Annotated in this window: 21 protein-coding genes; 15 read left to right on the forward strand and 6 right to left on the reverse strand. The window is 71.7% G+C overall.

Annotation, left to right across the window (positions count from 1 at the left end; genetic code table 11):
• Window positions 1-45 precede the first annotated feature (45 nt).
• The 3 genes from FRAQA3DRAFT_RS02195 (at window position 46) to FRAQA3DRAFT_RS02210 (ending at window position 1,457) form a co-directional block, all read left to right on the forward strand.
• The gene (locus tag FRAQA3DRAFT_RS02195; RefSeq protein ID WP_035920488.1) at window positions 46-387 is read left to right on the forward strand and encodes a hypothetical protein; all 342 of its coding nucleotides are present in this window, start codon (window positions 46-48) and stop codon (window positions 385-387) included.
• 426 nt (window positions 388-813) lie between these two features.
• Entirely contained in the window at window positions 814-1,059 is a 246-nt protein-coding gene (locus FRAQA3DRAFT_RS02205) for a hypothetical protein (RefSeq protein ID WP_009737433.1), read from the forward strand.
• The gene (locus tag FRAQA3DRAFT_RS02210; protein ID WP_009737434.1) at window positions 1,056-1,457 is read left to right on the forward strand and encodes a type II toxin-antitoxin system VapC family toxin; all 402 of its coding nucleotides are present in this window, start codon (window positions 1,056-1,058) and stop codon (window positions 1,455-1,457) included. The genes FRAQA3DRAFT_RS02205 and FRAQA3DRAFT_RS02210 overlap by 4 nt, the downstream gene beginning before the upstream one ends.
• A 167-nt stretch (window positions 1,458-1,624) precedes the next feature.
• On the opposite strand, the gene FRAQA3DRAFT_RS34430 is transcribed toward FRAQA3DRAFT_RS02210, so the two are convergent.
• A complete protein-coding gene (locus FRAQA3DRAFT_RS34430; RefSeq protein WP_157467006.1) occupies window positions 1,625-1,777 on the reverse strand; it encodes a hypothetical protein in 153 nt (50 codons plus the stop codon).
• A gap of 41 nt (window positions 1,778-1,818) precedes the next feature.
• Here FRAQA3DRAFT_RS34430 and FRAQA3DRAFT_RS02215 point away from each other — a divergent pair, with 41 nt between their 5' ends.
• The 12 genes from FRAQA3DRAFT_RS02215 (at window position 1,819) to FRAQA3DRAFT_RS02265 (ending at window position 12,302) form a co-directional block, all read left to right on the forward strand.
• Entirely contained in the window at window positions 1,819-2,529 is a 711-nt protein-coding gene (locus tag FRAQA3DRAFT_RS02215) for a metal-dependent hydrolase (protein ID WP_009737435.1), read from the forward strand.
• A gap of 193 nt (window positions 2,530-2,722) precedes the next feature.
• Window positions 2,723-3,718, forward strand: a complete 996-nt coding sequence (locus FRAQA3DRAFT_RS02220; RefSeq protein ID WP_009737436.1) for an aldo/keto reductase — start codon at window positions 2,723-2,725, stop codon at window positions 3,716-3,718.
• A gap of 71 nt (window positions 3,719-3,789) precedes the next feature.
• On the forward strand, window positions 3,790-4,011 hold the full coding sequence (locus FRAQA3DRAFT_RS02225; RefSeq protein ID WP_035920492.1) for a hypothetical protein: 222 nt from the start codon (window positions 3,790-3,792) through the stop codon (window positions 4,009-4,011).
• Between the two features lie 241 nt (window positions 4,012-4,252).
• Window positions 4,253-5,476, forward strand: coding sequence for an LLM class flavin-dependent oxidoreductase (locus FRAQA3DRAFT_RS02230; protein ID WP_009737437.1), 1,224 nt, complete (start codon window positions 4,253-4,255; stop codon window positions 5,474-5,476).
• A gap of 72 nt (window positions 5,477-5,548) precedes the next feature.
• Window positions 5,549-7,036, forward strand: coding sequence for an ABC transporter transmembrane domain-containing protein (locus FRAQA3DRAFT_RS02235; RefSeq protein ID WP_232291878.1), 1,488 nt, complete (start codon window positions 5,549-5,551; stop codon window positions 7,034-7,036).
• Complete coding sequence (locus FRAQA3DRAFT_RS36555) at window positions 6,922-7,260, forward strand: hypothetical protein (protein ID WP_232292079.1); 339 nt, start codon at window positions 6,922-6,924, stop codon at window positions 7,258-7,260. Before FRAQA3DRAFT_RS02235 ends, FRAQA3DRAFT_RS36555 begins: the two co-directional genes overlap by 115 nt.
• Window positions 7,257-8,687: an ABC transporter ATP-binding protein gene (locus tag FRAQA3DRAFT_RS02240; RefSeq protein WP_009737438.1), complete on the forward strand. Its 1,431-nt coding sequence runs from the start codon at window positions 7,257-7,259 to the stop codon at window positions 8,685-8,687. The genes FRAQA3DRAFT_RS36555 and FRAQA3DRAFT_RS02240 overlap by 4 nt, the downstream gene beginning before the upstream one ends.
• 66 nt (window positions 8,688-8,753) lie before the next feature.
• A complete protein-coding gene (locus tag FRAQA3DRAFT_RS02245; protein WP_035920497.1) occupies window positions 8,754-8,990 on the forward strand; it encodes an AbrB/MazE/SpoVT family DNA-binding domain-containing protein in 237 nt (78 codons plus the stop codon).
• Window positions 8,987-9,394, forward strand: a complete 408-nt coding sequence (locus FRAQA3DRAFT_RS02250; RefSeq protein WP_009737440.1) for a type II toxin-antitoxin system VapC family toxin — start codon at window positions 8,987-8,989, stop codon at window positions 9,392-9,394. Before FRAQA3DRAFT_RS02245 ends, FRAQA3DRAFT_RS02250 begins: the two co-directional genes overlap by 4 nt.
• Before the next feature lie 200 nt (window positions 9,395-9,594).
• Window positions 9,595-10,200: an OsmC family protein gene (locus FRAQA3DRAFT_RS02255; RefSeq protein ID WP_009737441.1), complete on the forward strand. Its 606-nt coding sequence runs from the start codon at window positions 9,595-9,597 to the stop codon at window positions 10,198-10,200.
• Window positions 10,197-11,270: an LLM class flavin-dependent oxidoreductase gene (locus FRAQA3DRAFT_RS02260; protein ID WP_009737442.1), complete on the forward strand. Its 1,074-nt coding sequence runs from the start codon at window positions 10,197-10,199 to the stop codon at window positions 11,268-11,270. The genes FRAQA3DRAFT_RS02255 and FRAQA3DRAFT_RS02260 overlap by 4 nt, the downstream gene beginning before the upstream one ends.
• Before the next feature lie 132 nt (window positions 11,271-11,402).
• A complete protein-coding gene (locus FRAQA3DRAFT_RS02265; RefSeq protein ID WP_157467009.1) occupies window positions 11,403-12,302 on the forward strand; it encodes a Fic family protein in 900 nt (299 codons plus the stop codon).
• Window positions 12,303-12,338: 36 nt separating this feature from the next.
• On the opposite strand, the gene FRAQA3DRAFT_RS02270 is transcribed toward FRAQA3DRAFT_RS02265, so the two are convergent.
• The 5 genes from FRAQA3DRAFT_RS02270 to FRAQA3DRAFT_RS02290 are packed head-to-tail and all read right to left on the reverse strand — an operon-like array spanning window position 12,339 to window position 16,666.
• A complete protein-coding gene (locus tag FRAQA3DRAFT_RS02270; RefSeq protein ID WP_009737444.1) occupies window positions 12,339-12,782 on the reverse strand; it encodes a nuclear transport factor 2 family protein in 444 nt (147 codons plus the stop codon).
• Window positions 12,779-13,264: a hypothetical protein gene (locus FRAQA3DRAFT_RS02275; protein WP_009737445.1), complete on the reverse strand. Its 486-nt coding sequence runs from the start codon at window positions 13,262-13,264 to the stop codon at window positions 12,779-12,781. Before FRAQA3DRAFT_RS02275 ends, FRAQA3DRAFT_RS02270 begins: the two co-directional genes overlap by 4 nt.
• Window positions 13,261-14,067, reverse strand: a complete 807-nt coding sequence (locus tag FRAQA3DRAFT_RS02280; protein ID WP_009737446.1) for a GNAT family N-acetyltransferase — start codon at window positions 14,065-14,067, stop codon at window positions 13,261-13,263. Before FRAQA3DRAFT_RS02280 ends, FRAQA3DRAFT_RS02275 begins: the two co-directional genes overlap by 4 nt.
• Window positions 14,064-15,440 (reverse strand): NtaA/DmoA family FMN-dependent monooxygenase, encoded by a 1,377-nt coding sequence (locus FRAQA3DRAFT_RS02285; RefSeq protein ID WP_009737447.1) that lies wholly within the window; start codon window positions 15,438-15,440, stop codon window positions 14,064-14,066. The genes FRAQA3DRAFT_RS02280 and FRAQA3DRAFT_RS02285 overlap by 4 nt, the downstream gene beginning before the upstream one ends.
• Window positions 15,437-16,666, reverse strand: coding sequence for an LLM class flavin-dependent oxidoreductase (locus FRAQA3DRAFT_RS02290; RefSeq protein ID WP_009737448.1), 1,230 nt, complete (start codon window positions 16,664-16,666; stop codon window positions 15,437-15,439). Before FRAQA3DRAFT_RS02290 ends, FRAQA3DRAFT_RS02285 begins: the two co-directional genes overlap by 4 nt.
• Window positions 16,667-16,677 lie beyond the last annotated feature (11 nt).

The raw sequence follows: 16,677 nt of genomic DNA on the forward strand, positions 1-16,677 counted from the left end.
GTGCGTCTCACGGGCTCATAACTGAGCTTGGCATTATGATTAGACATGGCTGCGCGGCGGGTGAAGGTGATGGCCGATTACTACGCTTTTCCGTTGTGGGTCAGCGAGGAAGGCGGGATGCCGTCGGCCGAGGAGCTGCCGCTGACCGATGTGCTGCGTGACGAGCTCGACCTGTGGTCGGCCGACTACACCCGCGTACTGATCGCCAACGGCTACAGCTGGCCGAGCGAACAGGTCCAGGCCGACTGGAACGAGCGAGGCTACGCTCTGGCGATCCGCGTAGCGCGGGAGCTGGGGCCTTCTTACGAGGTCGTGTTCGCCGACGAGCTACGACAGCGCATCACCACACTGAACGGTTCGAGTCGAACCAGTCGTCGCCGAAAGTGACTTCTTCCTGACCAGGGTTCGCGCATTTCTGCGACCAGATCTATTATCCCGTGCCTGAGGCGACCGTCGGCCGGCCGTACGCGCTCTACGTCCACGGCGACAGCGACACGACTGGAGCCGTCCGTGGGGCTGAAACCATCGCGACCGGGCTGAAGTGGAAGCGTCTGCGCGAGCCTCTGTCGATCGTCGGCGAGGTGGACGCCGCTGCGCGCGAAGCCTGCTGGGAGCCGGGCGCCACCGCTGCCACATCGCTGATGGCCGGCTGGCGACTGCACCGGCGCGACCGGACGAAGCTTGGGGGTCGCCGTCGGACCGCTGGGAGCTGGGCGCCAGCACGGCGGCGGGCCTGAGGCCGTGGCGCTCGGGTCTGGTTGGGCACCGAGGATACATTCATGCGCCATGCATGAAGCGTGGTAGCGTGGATGTATGAGCGAGTCCGCCGACGGGGGCATCGTCCAGGTGCGTGATGTCGATCCGGCGACGCTCGCGGTCCTGCGCGAGCGCGCCAGATCACTCGGTCAGTCGCTGTCCGGGTACTTGCGGGACCTGATGGATGCCGATGCGGCCACGGAGACCAACGCCGAGGTCATCGCCCGCCTCGCTCGCGACCGGGAACCGGTGGGGCTCACCATGGACGACATCCTCGCGGCGCGTGACGAGGGGCGGCGTTGACCCTCACGTACGTGGTTGACTGCTCGCTCGTCATTGACGTGCTGTCCGTCCGCGATGGCGACGAAATGCTCCGGCAACGCCTGTCCGCCCCGCGGACACTGCACGCCCCGCACCATCTCGACGTCGAGGTCGCGTCAACAGTCCGCGGGCTTGCCGCCGGAAAGAAGATCACAGAGCATCGCGGCGAGCAGATGCTGGCTGACTACGCGCGCCTGCGGATCACTCGTCATCCGGTCTGGCCCTACCACCCCCGGATGTGGGAGTTGCGGCACAACCTCGGTGCCTACGACGCCGCCTACATCGCGCTCGCCGAAGCACTCGGCTGCGACCTGCTCACAGGCGACACCAAGCTCAAGAACGCTGCCGGACACCGCGCGACGGTCATCGTCACCCGGTAGCAGAAACGAGCGGGTTTCTCAACCGATCGCTCGCCGCGATCCGCGCCGCTCGCCTGGAACTCGACGTTACCGAATGGTTTCGCAAAGTGTGGCCTGGGGTCGGGAACGATGATCAGATGTGTGCCGGTTCGCCCGGGGACGACGATGCGCACCGAACGGTGCGCGAGCTACACCTGCGGGACGTCGTTGAGCACGCAGAGGGTCTCGGTGGTCTGCCCGTGGCGACGACTGGTCCTGCTGGTCGAGGTCTCGTCGCTCCTGGTCGGCGCAGGAACGGGTGGCAGACGGGCATGCTCGGCGTGGCCGGGCGGAATCGTCACGCTAGAGTCCGCCGAATGCCGATCACTGAGGTTCGTCAGCGATGATGGGGCGGACGCACGCGCTGAGCGGTGCGGCGCTCTGGCTGGCCGTCGCGCCCTTCCTGGGCCGGGAGGACTGGCTGGGGACCCACGCGCTGTCGTTGTCCTCCCATCAGGTGATCGCCGGCGGGGTGGTGGCCGCTGGTGCGGGTCTGCTGCCCGACATCGACCATCCCAACGGCCGGATCGCGAACACCCTCGGCCCAATCTCTCGAACGATGTGCCGATGGGTGAGCCGGGCCAGCGGCGGCCATCGGCACGCCACCCACTCCCTGCTTTTCGCGCTCGCCATGGGTGTCGCGATGAGTCTGTTGGCGGACCATTTCCGGTACGGCTGGTGGGCGGCACTGTTCGTCCTCGTCGGCTTCGGGCTGCGCGGCCTCGGCCTGGACTTCGAGGGGCACGAGTTCTGGTCGGGCCTGAAGGACTGCGTGACGGCCGGGGTCGCGGTCTATCTGATGCACGGCCTGGACATGGGCTTTGTCGCCTATCCGGTTTTCCTGGGGTGCCTTGCGCACCTGATCGGTGACTGCCTGACCCCCCGAGGTTGCCTCCTGCTCTGGCCGGTGCACTGGCGGATGGGGGTCGTCCTGGTTCCCCGTACCGACGGGAGGGCCGAACGCCTGGTGGTGGTGCCTGTGTTGGCCGGCGTCATCGTCGTCCTGACCGTCCACGTGCTGGGCGGCCCCCTGTTCTCCCAGGGGTTGCGCTGACGCCTGTCCGACCGCGCTCACCTGGCCAGCCGCCAGCGATCGGTCTGGCCTGGTGCTCGGCCGGCTGCGGCACGGGTGGTGCTCGACCGGCTTGACCTGGAGCGCGCTCGAAGGTGCAGACTCGACGATGTCGGTCTACCGCTTGCCTGAGCGAGATGCCGGCTGATCCTTCATCGAGAGGACCTCACGCAGGATGCAGTTCACGCAGCTCGGTCGTTCCGGTCTGTCCGTCTCGCGCCTGTGCCTGGGCACGATGAACTTCGGTCCGCTGACCAACGAGACCGATTCCCATAAGATCATGGATTCGGCGCACGAGTACGGCATCAACTTCTTCGACACGGCCAACGTCTACGGCCTGCGCTCGGCCGGTGTGTCGGGCCTTGGTGAGGGCAGGGGTCACACCGAGTCGATCATCGGCCGCTGGTTCGCGCAGGGCGGCGGGCGCCGGGAGCGCACCGTGCTGGCCACCAAGGTCTACGGCGCCATGGGGGAGTGGCCCAACGAGGGCAAGCTGTCGGCGCTCAACATCCGCCGTGCGCTGGACGCGAGCCTGACCCGACTGCAGACCGACTACATCGATCTTTACCAGTTCCACCACGTCGACCGCGCTACCCCGTGGGAGGAGATCTGGCAGGCTGTCGACGTCGCCGTCACGGCTGGCAAGATCCTCTACGTCGGCAGCAGCAACTTCGCGGGCTGGCACATCGCCCAGGCGCAGGCCGCCGCGGCCCAGCGCGGGACGTTCGGCCTGGTCAGCGAGCAGCCGATCTACAACCTCCTCACCCGCGAGATCGAGCTGGAGGTGCTGCCCGCCGCGCAGCACTACGGCGTGGGCCTTCTCCCGTGGTCGCCGCTGCAGAGCGGGCTGCTCGGTGGCGTGCTTCGCAAGGAGCGCGAGAGCAGGCGGCGCCTCGAAGGCCGCGCCGCGCAGACCCTGGAGGCCAAGCGCCCCCAGATCGAGGCCTACGAGGACTTCGCCGCCGAGCTCGGCCACGAGCCCGGTGACGTCGCGCTCGCCTGGCTGCTGCACCAGCCGGCCGTCACCGCTCCGATCGTCGGCCCGCGCATCCAGCAGCACCTTGACGACGCCGTCCGGGCACTCGACGTCCACCTGGACGACAAGGCGCTCGCCCGGCTGGACGAGATCTTCCCGGGCTACCGGACGGCCCCCGAGCACTTCGCCTGGTAGCGAAGACCGCCCTTTGCCTCAGCCACCGCGCCACGGTCCAGCTCGCCAGGTTCGCACGGCGCTGGGGCCGGGTGTGGCGACCGTCGGCAGGCCGGTCGCCCCGGCTCCAGGTCGGCCGCCTTCTCGACGCTGAGCTGCAGAAGTTCGACCTTCAGATCTACCAGCTCGACGAGCTGACCGGTCTGCTACGCGAAGTCGGATTCACCGTGACCGCCGTGCATGCCGACTACGAGGCTGGACGCCCGCCGACCGCCGACGCCCTGCAGTGGACCATCGAGGCCACTGCCCGCTGACGCCGATCTGCCTCGCGGCCGCCAACCGGCCCGGCGACCAGGGCCGGCAGAGCAACGGCCGTACTCGTAACTCGGTGCCACAACGGATCCACCCGGGTCGGCTCGCGGCATAAAGTTCACTTTTTCGATTGACTTGGTTAAGTATGAGATGTCGCGCGGCGAACGCCCCGCCCGCGCGCCTCGCCGCCCCTTCATCCGAGCGCTTCCCACAGAGGTCCCTGCCCGGGAAAGAGGTACCACCATGCCGGTCGAGTTCGTCGGTCTGATAGCCACCCGCCCCGGTTCGGAGGCGAGCACGTTCACAGCCGGTCCCGTCGTGGACCGCGACTTCACCCGGCGGTTCGCCGTCGCCCACGAGGACGCCGGCTTCGACCGCGTGCTCATCGGGTACAGCAGCGGATCGGTCGACAACATCCAGGTAGCCGCCTACGCGGCGGCACACACCGAGCGCCTGGCCTACCTGGTCGCGCACCGGCCCGGGGTGGTGTTCCCCACCGTCGCGGCACGCTACTTCGCCTCCCTCGACCATTTCTCCGCCGGCCGGGTGGCGATCCACATCATCACCGGGGGAAGCGACGCCGAGCAGCGGCGGGACGGCGACTACCTCGACAAGGACGAGCGCTACGACCGGACGGACGAGTACCTGGAGGTGGTCCGCCGGACGTGGACCACCACCGAGCCGTTCTCCCACCACGGCCGGTACTACCAGCTCGACGATCACCTGTCCGGGGTGCTGCCGGTGCAGCAGCCGCACCTGCCCATCTACTTCGGCGGTTCGTCGGAGGCGGCCTACCGGGTCGGCGGCAAGCACGCCGACGTCTTCGCGCTCTGGGGCGAGCCGCTCGCCGAGACCGCCCAGCAGATCGCGGCCGTCAACGCCGCCGCAGCCGCCGCCGGCCGGACCACGCCGCCGCGCATCAGCGTGTCGTTCCGTCCGATCCTCGGCCCCACCGAGGAACTGGCCTGGGAGCGGGCGCACCGGATCCTGGCGTCGACCAGGCAGAACGTGGGTAAGGCCGCCGAGTACTTCAAGGAGTTCCGCGGCTTGACCAGGACTGCCCACACGCCGCAGAACGTCGGCTCGCAGCGGCTGCTGGCCGCCGCGGCCAAGGGTGAGCTGCACGACCGTGCGCTGTGGACGCCGCTGGCCGCCGCGATCGGCGGCGGCGGGAACTCCACGGCGCTGGTCGGCACGCCGGAGACGGTCGCCGCGGCATTGCTCGACTACGTCGACATCGGTGTCACGACGTTGCTGATCCGGGGTTACGACCCCTATGACGACGCGATCGACTACGGCCGGCACCTGATCCCGTTGGTGCGCGAGGAGGTGGCCCGGCGCGACCGTGGCGAGGCGGCCCGGCGCACCGAGATCGCACCCGTGCCGGCGGCGCTGGCCGCGGCGTCCCGCCCCGGCGACCGGTCGCCGCGGGCCGCCGACGCGGCGGTCGGCGGTCCCGCGCGATGACCACCGAGATCATCGGCGTGGTCGGTACCAGAGCGTGACCCGACTGCCACTCGCCCCGCAGTGGGTCCCGCAGTGGGGGGCGGACCGGGACTCGCACTGGTAACGGCGGCGGTGGGCCGCCACCCGCGGTTGCTGGCCGCCGGCATCGGCGCCGGCCTGCTCTGGACGGCGACGAAACTCGCCGCGCCGCTGCTCGTCGCGCGGACGGTCGACGCCGGGGTGCTCGGTGGCGACTCCCGCCAGCTGTGGCTCGGGGTCACGCTTTTCGCCGGGCTGGCGGTGGTCGGCGCCGGGTTCGCCGGGCTGCGGCGCTACTGCGGGCAGTGCCTCGCCTTCGTGGTGGAGGCGGACCTGCGGGAGCGGCTGCTGGCGCGGGTGGTGCGGCTGCCGGCAACGTTCCACGACCGCAACCCCAGTGGTGTCCTGATCACCCGGGCTACGACCGACCTGCAGCAGATCCAGCAGCCCGTGATCAATATTCCGATCATGGTCTCCAATGCGGCGATGCTGGTCGGGGCGGCGATCCTGCTGGCCTGGATCGACGCGGTGCTGGCGGTCGTCGCCCTGGCGCCGGCCGTGGCGGTGTTCGCGGTCGCGGTGCGGTTCACCCAACAGTTGGGGCCGCGGGCCCTGGAGCTGCAGTCCGAGCTCGGCGGGCTGGCCGGCACCGTGGAGGAGTCGCTTGCCGGGGTGCGCACCACGAAGGGCCTCGGCACCGAGGACGACGAGCGGCGCCGCGTCCGTGACCAGGCTGGTCAGGTGCAGCGGGCGGCACTGCGGCTGAATTCGGTCCGCGCGACCTACCTGCCACTCGTCGAACTGCTGCCGGCGTTCGGCCTGGTCGGCGTGCTGTGGATCGGCGGGCTACGCGTCGCCGACGGAGCTTTGACGATCGGCGAGCTGGTCCAGTTCAACTACTTCGGGCTGATCATCGTCGGTCCGCTGCGGATCGCCGGCATGACCGCGTCCCAGCTGAAGCGAGCGGCGGTGTCGGCCGGGCTGGTCGCCGCGATCCTCGACGAGCAGCCGGAACCGACGGCGGCGCAGTCCACGCCGGCGCAGTCCACGCCGGCGCAGTCCACGCCGGCGCAGTCCACGCCGGCGCAGTCCACGCCGGCGCAGTCCACGCCGGCGCAGTCCACGCCAGCGCAGTCCACGCCGGCCCAGCCCACGGCCAGCAGGGCGCCCGCCAGGCTCGGCGGCGGGCTTGAGGTGCGGTTCGAGGGGGTGACGTTCGGCTACGCGACGGGTCGTGACGTCCTTCGGGAGCTTGACCTGGTGGTGCCGGCCGGCGAGTGCGTCGCCGTGGTCGGCGCGACCGGCAGCGGCAAGACCACGCTCGCAGCGCTGGTCCCCCGCTTCTACGATGTCGGCGCCGGCCGGGCGGCTACGACGCGTCGGTCGGCGCCCAGGGCCTGGAGCTGTCCGGCGGCCAGCGACAGCGACTGTCGCTGGCCCGCGCGCTGGTCGCGGACCCGCCGGTGCTGCTGCTGGACTCGCCGACCAGCGCGGTGGACCCGGCCAAGGAGGCCGAGATCGTCGCGTCGCTGGCGACCGTGATCCGGGGACGGACGACGATCCTCATCGCGCATCGGCCCGCCGTCATCGCCCTCGCCGACCGGGTTGTCCTGCTCGAAGGCGGCCGGGTCGCGGCCACCGGCACCCATCGGAACCTCCTGGCGAGTTCGTCCTGCTACCGGCAGGTGCTGGCCGCCCAGCCCGGCGGCCCGGACGGGCCCGGCCCCGAAGCGCCGGCCCGCCGCGACGCCCTGGCCACGTCGTGACGTCCCGGCTGGGCCGCGGCGGTCTGCTGGCCCGGACGCTGACGCTGGTGCGGCCGCGCTGGCCGATGGTCGCGCTGGCGGCGCTGCTGCTCGTCATGACCACGGCGACGGCGCTGGCCGGGCCGTGGATCCTGCGTTACGCCGTCGACGAAGGACTGGTGGAAGGCCGGCCCGACACCGGTGTGGTCACCCGCGCCGGCCTGCTCTACCTGGGCCTGGCACTGGCTGGTCTGGTGCTCTCCCGGCTGCAGGTCGAGCTGGTGGGACGGATCGGTGAGTGGTTCGTGCGCGAGCTGCGAAGCCGCACCGTCGACCACGTGATGTCGATGTCGGTTCGCTACTTCGACCGCACCCCGGCGGGGGTACTGGTGTCCAGGATGACCGCCGACGTCGACGCGCTGCAGGACGCCGTCCAACTCGGAGTCGTGCCGTTCACGCAGGCGGTGCTCACCCTCGTGTTCCTGGTCGCGGTGCTCGTCGCGCTGTCGTGGCAGCTCGCGCTGGTCTGCGTGCTACCGGCGGCGGCACTGGTCGCGGCGACGGTGTGGTTTCGCCGCGCCTCCCGCTCGGCGTTCGCCCAGGTGCGTGACCGCGTCGCGGACACGGTGACCGAGCTGACCGAGCGGCTCGCCGGGCTGCGGGTGGTCCGGGCGTTCCGCCAGGAGGCCAGGACGACCGCGTCGTTGCGGGGGCGCAGCCGTCGACAACTTGGCGCCAACGTCACCGCGGTGCGGATCCAGTCCGTCTACCTCACCGCCATGGAGCTCGCGACCGTCGGCAGCATCGCGGCGGTGCTGGCCGCCGGCGGCGCCCTCGCCGCGCGGGACGCGGTGAGCGTGGGCACCCTCAGCGCCTTCGTGCTCTACCTGCTTCTCGCCTTCGAGCCGGTGCAGTCGCTGAGCTTCCTGGTCACGTTGCTCGAATCGGCGGCCGCGGCGCTGCGCAAGATCTACGGCCTGCTCGACGAGCCGGTGGACCTGCGGGACGCCACCCAGGACGAGCTGGCTGGGGCGCTGGCGTCGGTCGGCGCCGGGAGCTGGCTCGACAGCCTGCCCGACGGCCTCGCCACCCAGGTGGGCGAAGGCGGGTCGCTGCTGTCGGCGGGCGAGCGGCAGCTCGTCGCGCTCGCCCGCGTGTGCCTGCTCGGTGCGGACGTCGTCGTGCTCGACGAGGCCACGTCCGGGCTCGACCCCGGAACGGAGAAGCTCGTGGAGGCCGCGGTGATCGCGGCGACGGCCGACCGGGCCGTGCTCGTCGTCGCCCACCGGATGTCCACGGCACGCGGCGCGGACCGGGTCGTCGTCGTCGACACCGGCGTGACCGAAATCGGCACTCATGACGAGCTGCTGGCGCGGGGTGGACGCTACGCCGCTCTCTTCACAGCCTTCGAAAATCCTGCCCGGTCGGAGGCCTCACCTGCGCGGTGAAGAACGCCCTGGACGCGGCCCGGAGGCTGCTCCGCGGTGATGGGATCGAAATGGTATCCTCCTCCCATGGAGGCTGTCATCGATCAGGCTGGCCGGATCGTGCTGCCCAAGTCCATCCGCGACACGCTGGGTCTGCTCCCGGGTACGAAGGTGGACATCTCGCCCTACGGTGCCGGTGTGCAGGTGGTGCCGGCCGGCAGGACTGCACGTCTGGTCGAGGAGAACGGCGTGCTCGTGTCGGCCGGCGACACGCCCGTCGATGACGACGTCCTGTTCGGCCTCATCGACGCAGGCCGCCGGTGACCATCGCGGTCGACACGAGCGTCGCGGTGCCACTGCTGGTGCGCTCGCATACGCGTCATGTGGATGTAGTGCGATGGTGGGCCGGGCAGGAGCTCACGCTGAGCGGTCACGCTCTGGCGGAGACCTACTCGGTACTCACCAGAATGCCGGGTAGCGCGAGACTGTCCGGGCGGGACGCCGCTCGCCTGCTCGACGCACGGTTCACGGCACCGCTTACGCTGGGCGGCCCGCAGGCGCAGAAGGTTCACGCAACGTTGAGCCACCTCGGCATCGCCGGGGGCGCCGTGTACGACGGGCTGGTGGCTCTGGCCGCCAGGGAACATGGCCTGGCCCTCGCGACCAGGGACGCACGCGCGCGCGGAACATATGACGCGCTCGGGGTCAAGGTCATTGTTGTCGGGTGACGCGACGAGTGGGATGCGCTGACCTGGCGCGATCCCCGCGTACACGTCGTATCGGCGCTTGGCGCACCCGATTTTCTGAACCTGCTGGCGAGAACGCGCCCCGATTGTTGTTCATGTGTTACGGATGCATGGCGGGATGTTGCGTACGGCTGGCCGCGTGGTGTGGCATGAGGGCACCACTGTTCCTGGAGGGAAGCGTCATGCCGACGACCGATTCCGCTACGCGCCCTGGCCTGCGGGAGTTTCTCGTCCACAAGCGCGCGGCCGTGCTGGCCCGCGAGGGCGCGATCGCCGCGGGCGCCTTCTCGGGTCCGGTGGTGCTGCGGGCGCAGTCCGTCGCCGACGGACGCAGCGGTGTCCGGCGGATCCGGATCCGTGACCATCAGATCCTCAGCGACTCGCCCCCCGACTTCGCCGGTGACGACCTCGGACCCAGCTCACCCGAGCTCGTCCTCGGCGTGTTCGCCAGCTGCCTGACCCACGTCTTCGAGATCGTCGCCGCCCGCCTGGACCTACCGCTCGACGAGATCAGGGTGGAGGTCGAGGGGCAGATGGAACCCCGGGCCGGCCAGCCCGGCTTCGAGGGTGTGCCCCGGGAACCGCACAACATCACCTACCAGGCCTCCGTCACCTCCCCGGCCACGGCCGAGGAGATCGAGACTCTGTACCAGACCGTCGAGGCGGAGTGCCCGCTGCTCGCCCTGTTCACGAACCCCCAGACGATCACTGGTTCGCTGGTGCACACCCCGAGCGGCGGACCGGCGCCCGAGCCGCCGGTCGAGGTGAAGGCCGCAGACCGCGGATGACCGCGGCGGAGTTCCTCTGGTACATCCCCAACGAGGTCCGGCCCGGTCACCGCGGCGACGACACGGTGGCGGGCCACAACAGTCTCGACACGCTGACCCGGCAGGCCGTCGCGATCGAGCGGCACGGCTGGCGGGGAGCGCTGCTCGGCGCCGGGTGGAGCCGGCCGGACACCTTCACCCTCGCCACGGCCCTGGTGGCGCGTACGACCGACTTCGAGCCGCTGATCGCGGTGCGTCCCGGCTACTGGGGCCCGGCGCACTTCGCCGCCGCCGCGGCCACCCTCGACCACCTGTCGGGCGGGCGGGTGCGGGTCAACATCGTCTCGGGCCGGGACGAGCTCGCGGCGTACGGCGACAGCGAGGCGGGCCAGGCGCAGCGCTACGCCCGCACCGGCGAGTTCCTGCGACTGGTCCGCCGGCTGTGGACCGAACAGGACGTCACCCACCGCGGCGAGTACTTCCAGGTGACCGGCTCGACCCTCGCTCCCCGGGTCCAGGCGCGCCCGGGCCGGCCCCACCCGACGCTCTACTTCGGCGGGGCCTCCGCCGCGGCGGAGCGGGTCGCGGCCGCGGAGGCCGACGTCCAGCTCTTCTGGGGCGAGCCGCTCGACGGCATCGCCGAACGCATCGCGCGCCTGCGGGAGCTGAGCGAGAAGCTGGGCCGCGAACACCCGCCGCTGGAGTTCGGGCTGCGCGTCACCACCTTCGTCCGCGACACCACCGCGCAGGCCTGGGCCGACGCCGAGGCCAAGGTCGCCGACCTGGCGGCTCGCCAGGAAAAGCTCCCCGAGCGCTGGGACCGCTTCCACGCTGTGGGCCAGCGGCGGCTGCTCGACCTTCAGGCGCGTGGTGAGGTCCTGGACGACAACCTCTACACCACGCCGGGCAGGGTCGGCGGAGGGGGCGCCGGCACCACCTGGCTGGTCGGCTCGGCGGCGGATGTCGCGAAATCCCTGCACCGGTACGCCGACCTGGGGATCACCCACTTCGTCCTGTCGGACACGCCCTACCTGCAGGAGATCGAGCGTCAGGGCAACCAGCTGTTGCCGCTGCTCACGACGCCCGGGTAACCAGCTCGCCGAAGCTGACGGCCGCGTGGACCGGTGCGCGAGGTCGTCCGGCTCTGCGACCAGTACGGCGTCGGCTGCTTCCCTGGCCTGGATCAGGTCTGGTCGCGCCAGGGATTCACGAGCGGAACACCCATGGGATCGAAGTCGGACTCGTTGCGGGTGGCCAGGACGAGGCTGGCGAAGTTCGAGGTGTTCGGCTACCAGCCGATGTTGCTGTCGGCTCTGCATGTCATGATGCTGCGCGGCGATCTCGACCGATCGTCTGACCGGTACCGGCTCGGCCCGGTCTGGGCGGCCGCCGCGCCCGACAACCCGCCCGTCTGCACCGGGCCGGACGCGGCACAGGTCCCGGCGTCGGTGGACGAGTTCTGCGCCTGGCTCGAGGAAGGCGACCGCGACACCCCGGCCGTCGTCCGCGCGGCGATGGCGCACCTGAACCTGGTCAGCATTCATCCGTGGCGCGCCGGCAACGGCCGGATGGTGCGCTGTCTGCAGACGCTGGTGCTCGCGCGGGAGCTGATTCTGGCGCCCGAGTTCGCCAGCATTGAGGAATGGCTCGGCTCGTCGCCGCACAACACGGCGATGTACTACGCGGCGTTGACCGAGACGCAGGGCGGCAGCTTCCAGCCGGAGCGGGACACCCATGGCTGGGTCCGGTTCTGCCTGCGGGCGCACCACCTGCGGGTACAGCTCGTCCAGCGGCGGCTCGACCTGGCGGCCGAGGTCTGGGGAGTCCTGGCCGACCAGGTCGCCGCGGCAGGGCTGGGAGAGCGGTCGGTCGCCGCGCTCCAGGCCACGACCCGCCCGGAAGGCGCCCGCCGGGCGACCTACGCCCGCGCCGAGGGCCTGACCCGTGACCAGGCGATCCGCGACCTGCAGAGCCTCAGGGCCGCCGGACTGATCGAGGAGATCGGACACGGCCGTACCCAGCGTTACATCGCCGCGGGCCCTGCCGCCGCGGCCGACCGGATGATCCGCGCAGCCCACACCGCCCAGCCGCTGCGCGACCCCTGCACCTCGATCTCACCCTGACGGTCGCCGAGCCGGCGTGGCCGGCGCCGGCGCCGGTCAGGACGCGGGCGCTGGCGGCAGCCAGGTGGTGGCGGTGAGGGTCCGGGTCGAGGGGCCGTCGGGGTCGTCGTCGGGCCGGTTGCCGCGGGTGACCGACCGTTCGGCGATCCGCCAGCCCTGCGGCGTGCGGACCACGGTGTCCTGGTAGTCGCCGGATCCGGCGGTGCCGTCGCCGCGGATGACGAAGTACTTCGCCCAGACCCGCAGGGTGTCGTCGTCGACGCGGTGGACGGCGACGTCGGTGGTGTGGTGCGGGAACATCACCCGCCCGTACGGCAGGCCGCTCACGGCCTGGGCCAGCGGCACCCCGCCCATCACCGCGTCGTCGGTGTACGCCGCCGGCGCGGCGCCCAGCGCGATGTTGTCGAACAGGTGCGGATGCCTGGCGAGCAGGCTGCACACGTCGGCGTAGGTGGCCGCGTCGACCGGCACGATCCTCACGCCCACGGTGCCTGCCCGTCGGCGACGACGGCCGGGCCGCCGTGGCGCGGGTGGACGGTCCGGCTGGTCACCCGCCAGCCGGCGGGCGTCTCGGTGAGCACGTCGACGGCGTCGGCGCTCGCGACGCTGCCGTCGCCGGCGATCGTCACCAGCCGGCTCCACGCGGCCAGGCCGCCGGGGACCTGCTTCACCTCCGTGTTGACGGTGTGGTGCGAGGGCGACGTCGCACCGTCGGGGGCCGGCGGGTCGACGAACACCTGCGCCAGCAGCTCCGTGTCACCGTTGTCGACCGCATGGCCGTAGAGCGCGAGAACCTGCACCACCGCCGCGGTCTGCTCGCCGGTCGCGTCACGCAGCGCGGCGAACGCGGCGTACGTCTGCGGCAGGCGGTGCTGCTCCACCTTCACGTCGGCGCTGTCGCGCACGCCGCCGGGCGGGTGGCCGCCGGGCCGCAGATGCCCCGCGATGTGATCTGTCGTCATGGCCTGGACGTTAGCCCTTCGGGGCTGGTTGCGACGCTGGTGTCTGGGACGCCGGTGTTCGGGACGCCCGCGTCGCGCACGGCGGCGAACGGGTTCTGGCCCGGCACGCCGTCCGCCGGCTCGCCCGGCACCCGTACGGCGGAGAACTCCACCCGTCGGCGAAGGCGAAAACCGAGCTGCTCGTAGAGTCTGATCGCGCCGGTGTTGTCCGCCGAGGCGTGCAGGAACGGTGTCTCCCCCCGGGCCCGGATGATCGCGGCGACGGCGTGCACGAGCCGGGTGGCCAGTCCCTGCCCGCGGTGGGCCACGTCGGTGCACACCGCGCTGATCTCCGTCCAGCCCGGCGGGTGCAGCCGCTCCCCGGCCATCGCGACGAGCACGCCGCCGCGCCGGATGCCGAGGTAGGTGCCGAGCTCGATGGTCCGGGACCGGAACGGCCCGGGCCGGGTGCGGTCGATCAGCGCGAGGATGTCCCCGACGTCGTCCGGCCCGAGCCGGACGGCCTCGTCATCGGGGGCCGCGGCGACGCCCTCGTCCACGAGCTGCACGCCGGCACCGTGTCCGACCACCTCCCAGCCGGCCGGCAGCACGCCGTCGAAGCCGGCGAGCGGCAGGACCGCCCCGGGGCCGAGCAGCGCCGCGGCGTCCCGCCAGGTGTCGGCACCGGGATCGTCCGGCAGGGCGATGAACGGCGCGACGTCCTCGGGATAGCGCAGCACGCTTCCCTGCCGCACGGCGAGGTGCGCGTGCGGTCCCAGCAGCGAGGCGAGCGCCGGGTTGTCCAGCGGATGGCGCTCGGTCACGCCGGGGTGCCCTGGGGTGTGCGGTCCGCGGCGACCGGAACCGGCGGGAGGCCGAGGTTGTCCCGCAGCGTCGTCCCGCTGTACTCGGCGCGCAGCGAGCCGCGCTCCTGCAGCAGTGGGACGACCTTGTCGACGAACTCGTCGATCCCCCCGGGGGTCACGTGCGAGCCCAGGATGAAGCCGTCCGAGCCGTCGTTCTGGACGAAGTGGTCGAGCCGGTCGGCGATCTGGGTCGGCGTGCCCACGAACTCGGTGTGGCTGAACACGCGGATGGCGAGGTCGCGCAGCGAGTACCGGTTGGCCTCGGCCAGCGCCCGCCACGTCCGCACGGTCTCGAACGGGTCCTCGGCGAGCCGGGCGCGGCCCTGGATCACCGGCGGGCCGGTCGGGTCCGGGTCGATGTCGGGCAGCGGGCCGTCCGGATCGTAGCCGGACAGGTCCCGGTTCCAGACGGTCTCCAGCAGGATCTGCGCGGTCCGCCCGCTGACCTGGGCGCGGGCGACCTCCCGCTGCCGCTCGACGGCGTCGGCCTCGGTGTCGCCGAGGATGAACGTCCCGCCGGGCAGCAGCTTCACCGAGCCCGGTGGCCGGCCCGCCCGCACGAGGCGGGCCTGGATGTCGCGGTAGTACTCCTGGGCCGGCCCGAGCTCGTGGTAGGGCGAGAAGATCGCGTCGGCGGTGGCGGCGGCGAAGTCGCGGCCCTGCGGGGAGACCCCGGCCTGCAGGACCACCGGCCGTCCCTGCGGGCTGCGCGGCACGTTGAACTGGCCGGCCACGTCGAACTGGCGACCGGAGTGGCGGAACGTCCCGGCCGCCGCGTCGCGCAGGAACCGGCCGTTCTCGGCGTCGGCGACGATCGCGTCGGCGGCCCAGGAGTCCCACAGCTGGCGGGCGAGGGCGACGAACTCCTCGGCCCGCACGTACCGGTCGTCACGGTGCAGGAAACCGCCCCGGCGGAAGTTCTGCCCGGTGAAGGCGTCGAACGAGGTCACCACGTTCCAGCCGGCCCGGCCGCCGGAGAGATGGTCCAGCGAGGCGAGCTGGCGGGCCAGCTCGTACGGCTCGTTGAAGGTGGCGTTGAGGGTGCCGACGAGCCCGAGATGCTCGGTGACGGCGGCCAGCGAGGCGAGCACCGGCAGGGTGTCCGGGCGCCCGACGATGTCCTGGTCGAAGATCTGCCCGAGCCGCTCGCGCAGGATCAGCCCCTCGGCGAGGAAGAAGAAGTCGAACTTCCCGCGCTCCGCCGCCTGGGCCGCGTGCCGGAACGACGAGAACGCGATCTGGCTGCCGGCGGCCGGGTCCGACCACACCGTGTGGTGATTGACCCCACCGAGGTAGTGACCCAGGATGATCTGCTTGCGTGGGCTGCTCATGAGGAGGCGACCTCGATTCGCTGCTCGGCGGCGGCGGCGTAACGGCTGGCCGGTCGCGGCAGGCCGAGGTGTCCGCGCAGGGTGGTGGTCCGGTATTCGGTGCGGAACCGACCGCGGCGGGCCAGTTCGGGGGCGAGCCGGCGGGTGATGGCGGTCAGGTCGTCGGGCAGGACGGCGGGCCGCAGCCGGTAGCCGGTGAGACCCGCGGCCTGCCAGTCGAGGAGAAGGTCGGCGAGACCGGCGGGGGTGCCGGCGAAGGTCTTCGCGTCGGAGCCGGCCGGCGCGTCGAGATGCCCGTCGAGGCGACCGAGCCGGTCCGCGGCCGCCTCGGCGGTGTCGTCGAGGACGACCACCAGGTCGGCGAAGACGTGCAGGGTCTCGCCGGCGCGCCCCGCGCGGTCCTGCTCGTCGCGGACCTCGGCGACGATGGCGCGCACCTGGTCGAGGTCGTGGGGGGTGACGTAGACGACGTCGGCGGCGCGGGCCGCGAGCCGGTACGGGATGGTGGCGTGCGCCAGCGCGGTGACCGGCGGCTGGCCCTGCGGGGGGCGAGGGGTGATGGAGGGTCCGCGGACGCTGAACCAGCGGCCCTCGAAGTCGATGTAGTGCAGCTTGTCGCGGTCGACGAAACGGCCGGTGGCGGCGTCGCGGATCTCGGCGTCGTCCTCCCAGCTGTCCCACAGCCGGCGGACGACCTCGACGTGGTCGGCGGCCTCGTCGAACGATGCGGCGACGAAAGCCTGGATCTCGGGTGTGTCGAGGTTGTCGAAGGTGATCTCGGGGGAGTCGCGCCGGCCGAAGTGCGGGCTCTCGGCGGGCCGGCCGGCCTGGACCCGCCAGCCGGCCCGGCCGCCGCTGGTGTAGTCCAGGGTCGCGATGGCCTTGGAGAGGTGGAACGGCTCGGTGTGGAGGACCGAGGTGGCCGGCACCAGGCCGATGCGCGAGGTCAGTGGGGCGACCCGGGCGGCGACCAGCACCGCGTCCAGCCGGCCCCGTACCTGGTCGGTGCGGCCGTCCGGGCCCCCCAGCAGGGAGGACTGCAACGCCAGGGAGTCCTCGAAGGTCACGAAGTCGAGCAGTCCGCGTTCGGCCTCGGTGACCAGATCCACCCAGTAGCCCGGGGAGAACAGCTCGCGCGGCCGAGCGGATGGCTCCCGCCAGGCCGCCGGATGCCACCCCGCACCGTCCAGGGCGACGGCGAGATGCAGCGGATCGGGCTCGGGCATGATGATCTCGC

Origin of the sequence: Frankia sp. QA3, from assembly GCF_000262465.1 — a bacterium.
In the GTDB taxonomy this organism is placed as follows: Bacteria; Actinomycetota; Actinomycetes; order Frankiales; family Frankiaceae; genus Frankia.